This is a genomic window from Mucilaginibacter sabulilitoris (genome assembly GCF_034262375.1).
Classification (GTDB): domain Bacteria; phylum Bacteroidota; class Bacteroidia; order Sphingobacteriales; family Sphingobacteriaceae; genus Mucilaginibacter; species Mucilaginibacter sabulilitoris.
This window is the reverse complement of record NZ_CP139558.1, coordinates 5129274-5142812: the sequence shown is the minus strand read 5'-3', so window position 1 is coordinate 5142812 and position 13539 is coordinate 5129274. Positions and strand designations below refer to the sequence as shown.

At 41.1% G+C, this 13539-nt stretch carries 10 protein-coding genes; 9 read left to right on the top strand and 1 reads right to left on the bottom strand.

Annotated features, from left to right (window positions below):
* Nucleotides 1-123 precede the first annotated feature (123 nt).
* The 5 genes from SNE25_RS22160 to SNE25_RS22140 all read left to right on the top strand — a co-directional run bounded on the left by SNE25_RS22160 (nucleotide 124) and on the right by SNE25_RS22140 (nucleotide 4386).
* Nucleotides 124-777: a serine hydrolase domain-containing protein gene (locus SNE25_RS22160; RefSeq protein WP_321561193.1), complete on the top strand. Its 654-nt coding sequence runs from the start codon at nucleotides 124-126 to the stop codon at nucleotides 775-777.
* An 86-nt stretch (nucleotides 778-863) separates the two neighbouring features.
* Complete coding sequence (locus SNE25_RS22155; protein ID WP_321561192.1) at nucleotides 864-1922, top strand: S41 family peptidase; 1059 nt, start codon at nucleotides 864-866, stop codon at nucleotides 1920-1922.
* Between the two features lie 421 nt (nucleotides 1923-2343).
* Entirely contained in the window at nucleotides 2344-3288 is a 945-nt protein-coding gene (locus SNE25_RS22150) for a DUF6268 family outer membrane beta-barrel protein (protein WP_321561191.1), read from the top strand.
* A gap of 5 nt (nucleotides 3289-3293) precedes the next feature.
* Complete coding sequence (locus SNE25_RS22145) at nucleotides 3294-3539, top strand: hypothetical protein (protein ID WP_321561190.1); 246 nt, start codon at nucleotides 3294-3296, stop codon at nucleotides 3537-3539.
* Nucleotides 3540-3795: 256 nt separating this feature from the next.
* Nucleotides 3796-4386 (top strand): RNA polymerase sigma-70 factor, encoded by a 591-nt coding sequence (locus SNE25_RS22140; protein WP_321561189.1) that lies wholly within the window; start codon nucleotides 3796-3798, stop codon nucleotides 4384-4386.
* A 67-nt stretch (nucleotides 4387-4453) separates the two neighbouring features.
* Here the strand turns inward: SNE25_RS22140 and SNE25_RS22135 are convergent, their stop codons facing one another.
* Nucleotides 4454-5905 carry a serine hydrolase domain-containing protein gene (locus SNE25_RS22135; RefSeq protein ID WP_321561188.1) on the bottom strand — a complete coding sequence of 484 codons (1452 nt, stop codon included), beginning with the start codon at nucleotides 5903-5905 and terminating at the stop codon, nucleotides 4454-4456.
* Nucleotides 5906-6404: 499 nt separating this feature from the next.
* Between SNE25_RS22135 and SNE25_RS22130 the strand changes: the two genes are divergently transcribed.
* The 4 genes from SNE25_RS22130 (at nucleotide 6405) to SNE25_RS22115 (ending at nucleotide 13482) form a co-directional block, all read left to right on the top strand.
* A complete protein-coding gene (locus SNE25_RS22130; RefSeq protein WP_321561187.1) occupies nucleotides 6405-7610 on the top strand; it encodes a FecR family protein in 1206 nt (401 codons plus the stop codon).
* A gap of 269 nt (nucleotides 7611-7879) precedes the next feature.
* Nucleotides 7880-10738 (top strand): TonB-dependent receptor domain-containing protein, encoded by a 2859-nt coding sequence (locus SNE25_RS22125; RefSeq protein WP_321561186.1) that lies wholly within the window; start codon nucleotides 7880-7882, stop codon nucleotides 10736-10738.
* Nucleotides 10739-10748: 10 nt separating this feature from the next.
* A complete protein-coding gene (locus tag SNE25_RS22120) occupies nucleotides 10749-11867 on the top strand; it encodes a hypothetical protein (protein WP_321561185.1) in 1119 nt (372 codons plus the stop codon).
* Nucleotides 11868-12006: 139 nt separating this feature from the next.
* Nucleotides 12007-13482 carry a DNA/RNA non-specific endonuclease gene (locus tag SNE25_RS22115; RefSeq protein WP_321561184.1) on the top strand — a complete coding sequence of 492 codons (1476 nt, stop codon included), beginning with the start codon at nucleotides 12007-12009 and terminating at the stop codon, nucleotides 13480-13482.
* Nucleotides 13483-13539 lie beyond the last annotated feature (57 nt).

Here is a 13539-nt window from a genome sequence, read left to right as displayed (position 1 = left end):
GTGCGGCAGGTGTATCATTTACGAACATATCCGTATGTTGAATTTTTTATTATATATTTGAATTACAGTGTTTTAGGGTTGCGGCATTGATTTCGTAGGTTTATAATATCAGCCTGATCATTTATGCGTAAGCCAATTATCCTTTTTGCCGTTGTTATTGGGGTGCTCATATACTGTACCTCCGTTTCTGTCCAGCCTATAAGTAAAACACTAGAGCGCTATTATTCCGCTTTACAAGCCGATTATGAGATGAATGGAAATGTGCTGGCGGCGCAGAATGACCATATCTTCTACCAGCAATCATTTGGTTACCGTGATATGGCCGCTAAAGTACCCAATGATGCCGAGACCCAGTTCGAACTCGCTTCCGTATCCAAGCTATTTACTGTTACCGTGGTTTTGCAACTCAAGGAGAAGGGTTTAGTTATTCTTTATAGCCATGGGCACATTTTGCCTTCCCGTCCAGGTGAAAAATGGTCTTATTCCAGTTTGGGCTATCATTTTTTGGCCTTACTTGTCGAAAAAGTAAGTGGTCAAACGCTTGCTGCCTATACGCGCGATCATATTTTTTTACCGGCCGGGATGAATAACAGCTATATCCAAACCTCTTTGTCACAAAAGCTGCAACCCCGTCGCACAAAAAACTATCAGTACAATAACCATTACGAAACGAAGCTGCAGCTAATGGATACGTTGAATGACTGGAAGGAATGGACGCATAACCTGGCTTTAATGACAGGTGGCAGCGGAATAAACATTTTAAATGGAAAAGCTTAATCATTGTATTTGATTGTAAATGCTTTTTAAATTTTACATCCAATTACCCATGAACTATGCATTTTTAACCTTGTAATCACTGTTGCATGAAAACTTTTTCATTTATAATCTTTATGATTTTGAACTTATCAGTAGTATATGCACAACAACAGGTAAGCCCCGCCGATAAAAGGTCTACTATTGATACGCTACTTACCCGAATCGAAAACCATTATGTGTATCCGGATGTCGCAAAAAAGATGACTGATGCCGTCCGTAGGCGGATGCGGGCACACGTTTATGACACTGTTAGCAGCGGTCCCGTACTGGCAAAAATGCTTACCGAAGATCTCCATTCGATCAGCCATGATGGGCACCTTGGGGTGGAATATTCTGTTGATGTTATTCCGAATGAGAAGCCGGGCGCACCACCATCGCAGCAGGTCATTGACGATTTTCGCAGGCAAGGCGCCAATGATAACTTTGCCTTTCGTAAATTGGAGATACTTGACGGCAATATCGGTTACCTCAGGCTCAATATTTTTTGGCCGGGGGATTGGATTAAGGAAACGGCGGCAGGCGCAATGGCGATGCTTGCAAATTCCGATGCCATCATCCTCGACCTGCGCGATAATCACGGCTTTGCGCCCGACGGCGTGATACTGGTTGAAAGCTACTTTTTTAAAGAAGAGACACACATGACCGATCAGGTTAACAATGACGAGCATACGATGCGCCAATATTGGACACTCCCTACTGTACCCGGTAATCGGTTGGCCGACAAAAAGCTTTACCTTCTGGTTAGCCATGATACATTTTCGGCTGGTGAAGACTTTGCTTACAATATGCAGGCACAGAAAAGAGCAATTGTCATTGGCGAAGCCACTGGCGGAGGTGCACACGGCACACGGCCTTACCGCATCGGCAATCATTTTAGCGCGAGTATTCCCTTCAGTTATTCGATCAATCCAGTCACACATACAGACTGGGAAGGCAGAGGGGTGCAGCCTGACATCGTTAGCTCTAAGGAACAAGCATTGCTGGTGGCTGAGGTGGCGATAATTAAAGACATGTTGGCATCTGCCAAAGATGAACATCCGAGAAAATACCTGGAAAATTTGCAGGCGCAAAGAGAAAAAGAATTGAATGCAATAAAAGTCAAATAACGGTAGGCGAATTGTGTTAACGGTTATCTAATCAAATATTGTTGAGCTTTCATGCTGATAGGCATTTCATTATCATACTCGGCCAGCAATGGCAATCCCGCTCAAGCAGAGTTTCGAAATGCTGCACGGGAGCTCCTGTTTACCGGCTTTGCAATGAGAACGATTTTCCTGGACCTATCCTACGAAATATAGATAGATTGTAACCCGTAGCGTAAAAGTGAACTTTTGCCAATTAATATAGCTTCCTGATTTCTAACATCTTCTAAAAAACGTATGATTAACTATAAATAAAGGACATTATAGACTGCAAATAATGACATTAGGGCTATCCAAAAAATATTTTTTAAAATAGGAGTCAGGGTAATTCAGGATTAATGTGTTCTAAGGGGAAAATAACAAAAAAATAACTCCACAACACATTATGAAAAAAGGAATCTTGTATTTAATCGTAGTAATAGCTTTATTATCTTTTAAATTATCTGCACAGGCCCAGCAAAATACACCGGTAGAGCAAAGCGCTCCAGCGCCGGCATCCATTCAGTTAGGCTCGTTCGAAGCCGATTATACTTACTCTCCATTTACCGTTAACGGTAAAAAAATGAATATACAACAGGTAAATGGCGCACTTACGCTGCCCGTATATAAAAAAATGCAAAATGGTAAGCTTGATTTTTTTCTTGCCGGCGTTGGGTACAGCGGTCTGTTTCTTTCTGGTGCAGGTTCCCAGTATGGCGGCACTAAATTTCATGCCATTTCGGTACCGCTTACTTTTCAAAAAGCATTTTCGCCCAAATATGCCTTGTTGGTTTCTGTCGTGCCAACGTTATCTTCAGATCTGAAGGATATTTCGGGCGAGGACATACTTTATTCGGGCGCAGCGATGCTAAAAATCAGAACTTCCGATAAATTCTCTTATTCTGTAGGCGCGGCGTTCTCAAAGCAATTTTTCGGGACTGTACTGGTGCCAATAGTTGGTATAGACTGGAACATCAGCGATAAGCTTAGTTTTAGCGGTACGTTGCCTATTTCCGAGAAATTAAAATACCAGCTATCAGGTAAAAGTTCGATGGGCATAAATTGGGATCTTGGTATAGGAGGGGGCTCTTACCGCCTGTCGAAGAAAATGAATTCCGACTATTTCCAGGTGCAACAATTTAAAAGTACGCTATTCTATAATTACATGCTGGCCAAAAACTTCTCGGTTGAGATAGCGGCGGGGTATAACTTTACACAACAGCTTGACCTGTACTCAAAAGATCAAAAGGTAAACTGGGTACCGTTTAATGATATAAATAAAAGAGTTCCCTTGGCCGAATTGAAGAAAACAGGCATCGCGGTGCAAACGGGTATTAATTACCGGTTTTAACAACAATGAAAAAGTTAACAACAGTAAAGTTTAATAAAATGGTTGAAGTTTTTAAAACGGATGTTCAGGATATTAAACAGTCGGCACTGCTTATCCGGAAATTAAAGGAGCACATACCAGGTAGTTGCGTGAATTTTGACCTGGAAGACTGCGATAAGGTTTTGCGGGTTGAAGGAGAATACATACAGCCGCAAAGTATCATTATACTGCTTAATGATTGCGGCTACCGGTGCGAAGTGCTCGACTATTAATTTAAAAAAGGGAAGAAATATTATTTCTTCCTTTTTTACTATTGTAAATGCCTTATTAAATGGCCGAAGTTTGCTGCAGGTAATAGCTGTTCATTTTGCCCTTTGTTTTGCAACTGAAAAGTTACTTCTTAAGTGTTATTTATTAATCCTGAATTAACTTAAATTGAACACGTAAACTTCAATTTTGAGGCGGGTATTTATGCATCACCAATAATGCTGCGCATAATGCTCAATTAATTATTTCTGCAAAGGATAGATGAGCATTGTAAAAGGAATATTTACGCACAAAAGTAATGCAGACGGATCAGTTGAAAATATTGATCTCGATGCACTTTTTAAGGAATATTACGACAGGTTGGTTTATTTCTCTTTACAACTGATAAGGGATAAAGACCAGGCCGAAGACATTGTTCAGGACGCGTTTATAAAATACTGGAACCAGCGCGAAATGGTGATGCAGGATAAAATAGCCATAAAAAACTTTTTGTACAGCACCGTTCGTAACGCGAGTCTTAATACTATAAGGCATAATAAAGTTGTAGAAGGCTATATACAGCAGCAAGGTGGTACTGAGCCTGAAGAACCTCCTGTAATTGAAGCAATAATTACTGCCGAAGCGATTGCCGAAATTCATTCGGCCGTTCATGCGCTGCCTGCCAACTATAAGACAATATCTGTTATGGGTTTTTTTGATGGTAAAAAGAACCATGAAATTGCCGAAGAACTAGATATGTCAATAAATACGGTAAAAAAGCAAAAGCAAAGAGCGTTGCAGTTACTCAGGATGAAACTTACCCCCGAAATGTTTACCTGGTTCCTGATGCTTACCCTTGCTCTGTTAAAGTAAGCGGCTCCTATCGCTAAACATTATCATAACCGCCCCTTCAGAACTAAATTATTCGACATTTTAGATACTATTTAATTTCCAATCGTTTTAGTGCATTTTTACCTCCGGTATTACCAGGGTTGATGGCTATTGATTTTTTATACATCATCATAGCTTCCTCTTTTTTTCCTGCTCTTGCCAATGCTTCGCCATAACTATCGTAGGCATTCCAGCTATCGGGAAATAAAAAGGTGTTGAGCTTTAAGGCCTCCAATGCTTCTGTCTTATAACCATCATCAAGCATATCGTAACAGATAGCGTTCAGTTCCTTTTCATTCATCGGGTAATAATGTGCGGTATCTGTTTTGAATTCGTTAAAAAGTACTGCGGCTGCATCAGCACCTTTTTTCACCAGCCGATCGGCATAAGCCCGCGTAAGTGATTTTTTAAAGGTCAGCACAGGGCCGTCGTTTAATAAATAATAAGCATTGACTCCTTGTGGATGCAGGCTCCGGTGCGTTACATTATCCAAAACTATAACAGTTTGCTTTCGGGTAATATTTCTTAAAAAAACAGTAACTTCTCCCGGATCTCCGCCCGAATGCCAGACAACTTTTCCATAGGTACTATCACAGAGTATCATCCAGCCCAAACCATAATAGGAGTTTGTATTGGCCCAGCCCATGATGGCCTTTTCTCCGTTATTCAAAACCGCCGGTTCAAAGGCTTGTTGCAATATTTGGGGCTTGAGCAATTTATTGCCATATAAGGCCTGATCGAATTTTAGCAAATCGTGTGTAGTACTTACCACACAATCGGGCCCTAAGATGGCACCCAGAATGACCGCCTGAATTCGGTCCTTTTTTACTGAATCAACCCTTTTTAAACGATCCGGCTCATAACTGAGAAATTCGTAGCGAACGGCTCTGCCAGGATCGGCGACGGGAACAAGCGGCGTTTCTATATAGGTGTGAACCATCCCGGCTGGCCGGAAAATGTATTTTTTTAAATAATCCTGAAATTTCAATCCGCTGCGCTTCTCTACCAAAAGCGCGAGAAGCCCGAACCCGGTATTGGAATAGCCGAATTTTTCGCCAGGTTTAAAGAGCAATCCTCTTTTATCGTTTTTAAAAGCAGGGATAAGGTCATTCAGGTCGTATATCTTATTCGGATTTTCCTGATAAGGTTTTTCAAATATCTGATTGTCGGGCAGGCCAGAGGTATGCGATAGGAGCTGCCGTATAGTGATTGCCGGCCAGGGAAAATCAGGAAAGTACTTAACATAAGGATCATCAAAACTTAATTTACCTTTCTGTTTGAGCTGAAGAATTGCTACCGCTGTAAAAATTTTGGAGACAGATGCCAGGTTAAATGTGGTTTGCCTGGTGTTGGGTAACTGGTGTTCTGCATCAGCATACCCAAATGAACGCTGATATATAACCCTGGCATTTTCGGCTGCCAATACGTTTCCGTTAAACTCGTTGTTTTTAACAAGATCGATGAACAAACTATCCAGTTTGCCCGATATGTTTTGGGCCATTGCACTGGCAGTTGCCAACATTAGCAAGGAAGACACCAGACAGGTTAACAAAACGTTTGTTTAAAAAAAAAACATTTTTATTCAGTGTGAATTAGTTTGAAAGTTCTTTGTTTTAAAATGTTACCGTTTCGTAAAAACTTTATCAATATGCCCGGTGAAGCTTAACCTCCTTTTGGGGAACTGATCTCGTCATATCATAACAACCCCAGCTAAGGGTAAAACAATTATTTACCAGCCACCCATAAATTTACAATCTCAATGCCAATCATTTAAGTTGTTGTTATTGAGTTAATTATTAAATGAATTGATTTAATAAACTGTCCGTTTCCAATACATTACCTGTTCGTTTGTGAATAATGTTTCATAAAATGAAAGGAACTTAATACAAAAAAAGCTGTGTATTAGAAGCTCAAAAATAACACACACAAAAACTTAAAAAAAATGCACATCACTTTATCCTTTTTTAATGGTAAGGTGTCTTTATGTACGAAAAGCAACTATGAGTAATTATAAACCATACTTTGACCTGGGTAGTCTGATCGCAAAATACCTGCGCAACGAGCTCACAGCACAGGAAAAAAACGAACTGGAGCAATGGCTCCAGTCAGATGAGCGCAACCAGGAATTATTCAGAAAGCTAATTGATGAAGCTAATATTAACAATGAATTGGAGCTGCTTTCGGCAACCAATAAAGACAAAGCCTGGAAAAATATTGTTAAAAAAACAGGATTTAAAAGTGCTGAAGATAAACCAAAGATAACCGGAAGGTTGTTGGGTTACGCTGCCGCTATAGCTGTACTGCTGGCCCTGGGAATTACCCTGAGCAAGTATAAAAAGGGTGATGAGCAAAAAGTTTTAGCCCATCAGCAAAAAGATCTTTTACCGGGTGGCAGCAAAGCTGTATTAACCCTGGCCGATGGCTCACAAATAATTCTTGATGATACCAAAAACGGTAAAATTGCCAGCCAGCGAAACGTAATCATTAACAAAACCCAGAGTGGAAAAGTGATTTATGACGTTACGGCCAGCAGCCAGGCGGACCAGGTTCCGGTAGTAGCCCAGCTTGTTGCCATGAACACTTTAACTACCCCGCGTGGCGGGCAATATGAGGTTGTTTTACCAGATGGTACACGGGTTTGGTTAAATGCGGCTTCGTCATTAAAATACCCCACCGCGTTTACTGGCAATGAGCGTAAGGTCGAGTTAACCGGCGAAGCTTATTTTGAAGTGAGCAAAAACGCGCTTAAACCATTTTTTGTAAAAACAGCGACCCAAACAGTAACGGTTTTAGGTACACACTTTAATATTAACAGTTACGCGGATGAGGCAGTTACAAAAACCACCCTGCTCGAAGGCAGTGTAAAAGTAATGAGCAGCACCAGCGGAGCAACCATCAAACTTAAACCGGGTGAGCAATCAATAAACACCATAAATGCTATTAACGTAAAGGAAGGTGCGGATTTGGACGAGGCCGTATCCTGGAAAAATGGCAAGTTCCTATTCCGCAATACCGAGCTGCGCCCCATTATGCGCCAGTTGTCGAGATGGTATGATGTGGATGTGGAATACCAGGGTAATGTGGCTCAAAAGCATTACAGGGGGCGCATATCCAGAGATGTGCCTGTTTCAGAAATATTTGAAATACTTAAAACAAGCGGTATAAACTTCACAATTAACGGGAGGAAAATTATTGTAAAATCATAAAACGAACCAATTATGGCAGCCCGCAAGGCCGGTTGTCAGGTTTGGCCCACAAAAAAACCGGAAAGTGTTGCGAGCACTCCTCCGGCTAAATATTGGGCTGACAATATAAATCATATTGACTAATACACTTTTTACTAAACAACCCAAACAAAAATATGGATTTTTCTACATTTCCAGCGCCTGTATGTGAAAGCAGGCGGGTAAATACATTTAATAAGATTACCAATTGTTTTTCCCGGATAAATCCGGCTACAAAAAGGAAATTTATTATGCGCATTAAACTTATCGCAGCTTTATTATTTGCAGTATGCCTTCATCTTAGTGCCGCAAGTTTTAGCCAGAATATTACCCTTGCCGAAAAAAATGTAAGCCTCGAAACTGTTTTAAATAAAATTGAACAACAAAGCGGCTATGACATTTTTATGCAAACAGAACTGGTTGCCGGCAGTAACAAGGTATCGGTAAACGTTAAGCAGCAACCTTTAACAAAAGTGCTTGAAAAAGTATTTAAAGGACAGCCCGTAACGTATGCCATTGTTGGCCATACCATTGTGGTTAAAGAAAAGCAGGATAAAACAGCTACCGGTGCAAATACGCAAACAATGCTGGCTCCAGTTTATATAGGTAAGGTTATTGATGCTGATACTAAAGAGCCCCTTATCGGAGCTTCGGTAGGTGTAAAGGGCGGGGGCAAAGCTACCTCGACCGGGTTAAACGGTGCTTTTAAATTAAATTTAGGCACGGATGCCGGTACAGTGCTGGTTATCTCTTATATAGGTTATGTAACCAAAGAAATTACTCTTTCGGGCAATGCCGACCTTGGCGAAATTCAACTTAAAGCAAGCGCCAATGCCATGAGCGAAGTTGTGGTAACCGGCGACGTTGCAGTTGATCGTAAAACGCCAATCGCGGTTTCAACCATAAATCAGCAGTTTATTGAAGAAAAATTAGGAACAGGTGATATCCCGCAGTTATTGCAGAGCACGCCGGGTATCATGGCTACAGCGCAAGGCGGTGGGTTTGGCGACTCACGTATCAGCATCCGTGGTTTTTCAAGCGGTTCAAAAAAAGGTAACGTAGCCTTAACTATTAACGGTATCCCGGTTAATGATATGGAAAACGGATCAATCTTCTGGTCAAACTGGTCGGGTCTTACCGATGTTACCACTTCATTGCAGGTACAACGTGGTTTAGGTGCGTCAAAAATCATTATCCCATCATTTGGTGGTACTATCAATATCACTACACGCAACACCGACACTCAAAAAGGTGGTTATATTTCACAAACCATAGGCAGCGACGGTTATGAAAAAACCTCAGTATTAGTATCAACCGGGCTAACTGAAAATGGCTGGGCGGCAACGTTCCAGGGTGGCCGGACCAAAGGTGACGGATTTGCCGATGGACTCAACTTTTTAGGTTATAACTACTTTTTCAACTTGTCTAAAGTAATAAGTCCAAAACAAACCATCTCTTTCTCCGTAATGGGAGCAACACAAAAACACGGGCAAAGACCTGAGCGCTCTATAGCTGAATATCAAAATGCCCCTCAGGACATTAAATGGAACTACTATCTGAGCGTTAAGGATGGTAAACAATTCAATCCGTATAACAACTTTTTCAGCAAACCTGTATTTTCACTAAACCATAACTGGGTTATTAACGACAATTCAAGTCTGTCGACCGTGTTGTATGCTACTTACGGTACGGGCGGTGGTGGCTCAATTGGTGCGCCAGTTGGTGGCTCAACTATTCCACCAAGGGTAAGTAATGCTTATTCACCATTTGACTTTGACGCGGTTCAAAAAGCCAATGCGGCTAATCCTGATGGCTCTGCTTCAACCTATCTTTATGCCTCACATAATGATCATGCCTGGTATGGTTTAAGAAGTACCTATAATACTACTGTCGCCAGGTATCTTAATGTGTCTGCAGGTTTTGACCTCAGGTATTATAAAGGTACCCATTATGAAGAGGTTACAGATTTGTTAGGTGCCGATTATGTATTTGATCAGTATACTGCCGGTAATGCTGCCGGAAGCAGATCAGGTGATATCAATAACCCGAATCACCGTGCGGTAGTTGGCGATAAGATAGATTATTACAATAAAGATTACGTGGAATCCGGAGGCGTATTTGCCCAGGCTGAGTACGCTAAGGATGATTTTTCTGCCTTTATCACCTTATCAGGTTCAGGAACCGGCGATAAACGTGTCGACCTTTATAACTATCTGAACAACGATCCAAATCAGTCAAGTAAGTATGTGAATTTTTTCACGTACCAGGCTAAAGGTGGTGCAAACTATAACATCAATGATCAGATGAACGTGTTTGCCAATATTGGTTACATCACTAAACCGCCTTATTTTGATAATGTGTTCCAGAAGTTCACAAACAGTATCAATACCGGAACTGTAGACGAAAAATTGTTTAGCTATGAATTAGGTTACCAATTTAAAACATCGGGCTTAGTAGCCAAACTGAACCTTTACCGCAGTTCATACATGGACCAATCGTTTTCAAACTCATATACAGATAATACTACTAACCAGATATATAGCGTAAATATTTCAGGTGTTAGCGAAATGCACCAGGGAGCTGAACTGGAATTACATTACCAGCCAATTAAAGCCATTACCTTAAATGGTATGTTCTCTTATGGCGATTGGTATTATACCAAAAATACCGGTCCGGCTACCGTATTTAACGATCAGCATGAACAAATAGGATCCGTTAAAGCGGCTTTGGTAAAGGGAGTTAAAGTAGGCGACGCTGCACAAACCACTGCGGCGTTCGGCCTTGATATTAACGTTTTGCCTGATTTAAGATTAGGTACAAACTATAATTTCTTTGGTAATTACTATTCAAGCTTCAGCTTTGCCAATATTACAGTGCCAGGCATCCACCCATATAAATTGCCGAATTACTCTACCTGGAACCTAAATGCGAAATTCAAATTTAAACTGGCAGGGCTTGACGCATCACTTATTGGTAATGTAAATAACCTGCTGAATACCAAATTTATATCAGATGGTTTTGATGCAAGTGCAACAGGTGATCCTGCAAACCTCAACGTATATTATGGTTTGGGCAGAACATTCACTACAGGTATAAAAGTTAAATTTTAAAAATAACTACATGAAAAAGATATATTATTTATTAGCTTTTGTAGCTATGGCTTTTACCGCCTGCCAAAAGCAGCCAAATGTTGCCCCGCAGGGTTATACTAAAAAAGGTATGGCTATAACATTGCCCACAACAACTACATTTACGTCAACTGATGATGCCAAAACTAAGATACCTGGTATTTTAGACGCTAAATACCCACAATTAGATAATGGTTCGAGTGCAACGGTAACTTTTACATTATCGCCTGTTTCTGTAAAACCAGCAGATAGTTTACTTACAGATATATCTTATACAGTTACTCCTGCTGATTATGCAACTGTTCTTGGACCTAATCCAAAGTACCTGGAGTTTACTTCGGCACAGGTTATTAGCTTTTTAGGTATTAAATACCCAAATCCTCAGCCCAACCAGCTGTCGTTTTTAACTTATATTTATTTCGAGTCTGGTGTTACACCATCGGCTATACCAAATCAAACAGATACGTTCATTTATCTTAATGGTGCCTGGGTGAAATGTTATACACTTACCGCCGCTCAATACGCCAGTACCGGGCATCCCTATAATGACTTTTCATCAACAGATGACGCTAAACTCGCAACATACTTTAATTTAATATTAAAAAATGACATAGTGGTTTCTTCAAATTCGGCTGCTGGAAATATTCAATATGTAAGTTATAAATATTACGGCGGTAAAAACTTTCAACGGATAGCCGGAATGACATTTGACGGCACAAACTGGGTTGCGACACCAACTACAGGTTCTCTTTCATTTAGCAAAAGCGGTGGTAAATGGATTTTAGATGTTTCTGTGAATTACACACTCGTTAAAGACGATTACACTTACATTGGTACGCAAACCAAGGCTGGTTCGGATGCTGCAAGGGCAAATGTTGCACAATATCCTGATTTTAACATTAGCAGCCCAGATGATGCTACTTATTGGAGCGATGATGATCTTAACGCCGCACTAATTGCAGTTTTAACAAATAAGTTTAAAAGCACTGCTATTACCGATCAAAAATTTATAGTTACTTACACTGTTTACAGCTTCGGTAAAACTTCTAACGTAGCCAAAACATTTACCTATGATGGCTCTATTTTTAAGGTTTTCGTACCTGAGAAATAATTATTAGTTAATACAGGAGCATAGCTTAATTACGCTCCTGTATTACTTTTATCCCTAAACCTTATCCTTTTTAAGCTTTTTGCACAGCGTGTTGCACGCTGTTGCTTTGTCCTTTATTCATCTTTCTTAAAAAAATATCATGAAAATTAAAAACCTATTGCTGGGTATTGGTTTAATATTAACCATTGCCGGCTGTTCAAAAAAAGATCTTAGTGAACCATCAGTTACTCCTCCAACCGATACAACGAAAACCCCACCGGTTAACCCGCCGCCGGCACCTGCTCCTTATTCCATTACCGAAGATTTTGAGCAGGGAACAAAAACGGCCTATGCCGCGGCCGATGTAACGTTAAGTACCGGTAGTTGGAATTTTAACGACGCTGTAATAGGTAATCTTGCTGCCGACCTAAAAGACGGTCTTAAATCGGTACGTTTACGTGCTGGTGATATTGCCATGAACTTTGATATTAATGGCCTTACTACTTTGTATATTAAACATGGCAAATATACGGGTGCCGACAAGCCATCGGCCTGGCAGTTATTAATGTCGGCAGATGGTGGTAAAACCTACACCCAGGTTGGCAGCGATATTAACGAAACCAATACTACACTGGTTACCGACTCATTTAAGGTAAGTACTACCGGCAAGGTTCGTTTTGAGATTAAAAAGGTAGGTACCACCACCGACCGTATAAATATTGACGATATTACCTTTAAGGGTACAGGCGATCCGGGTATTGTTGTAGGTACGCCTGATGACGGCAGCGGTGACGGTGATAGTGACAGCGGAAATCCGTCCGGCTCTGCGCCGCGTGATGTAACTGCCGGTGCTGATGCTCCGCCGGCCAGTGGCGATAACAGCAATTTGCTGTTTGGCAATCCGTCAAACGCTCAAAACAATATTGCATCTTCGGACAATTACCTCATCGACCAGAAATATTATACCGAATCATATAACGCTACCAAAGGCGAGCCTAACTGGGTAAGCTGGCATCTGGATGCTACAAATACTACAAATGCGAGCCCGCGTGGAGATGACTTTGCCGGCTGGGCAGGTTTACCCTCAAGCATGTATATGGTTGTTACAGCCAATTATACAAACAGCGGGTTCGACAGGGGACATAATTGTCCTTCGGCCGACCGTACAAGCTCCACAGGTGCCAATGATGCTACATTTTTAATGACTAATATAATACCACAGGCCCCAAATAACAACGAACATACCTGGGCGAACATGGAAAATTATTTGCGTGAACAGGTGGTAGAGGGAAATGAAATTTATATTATCATGGGTAGCTATGGTACCGGAGGTACCGGTAAAAACGGTGCTGCAAATACAATTGATAATGGTCATATCAATGTTCCAAGCAATGTTTGGAAGGTGGCGGTGATTATTCCCGCAGGAAATGGTGACCTGAGCAGGGTAACTGCCTCTACAAGGGTTATCGCAGTTAATACGCCAAACGTCAACAATATTAACAGCGATTGGACAAAGTATATTGTAACCGTAAAGGATATTGAAACTGCCACCGGTTATACCTTATTATCGAGCCTGCCGGCTAATGTAAGGGCTGCTTTGGAAGTGAAGCTTGACGCCGGTATTCCCGGAGCCTGATCTTACAAATAAACTTACAAACAACAAAGCCGGCTCTTACGAAAAGCCGGCTTTGTT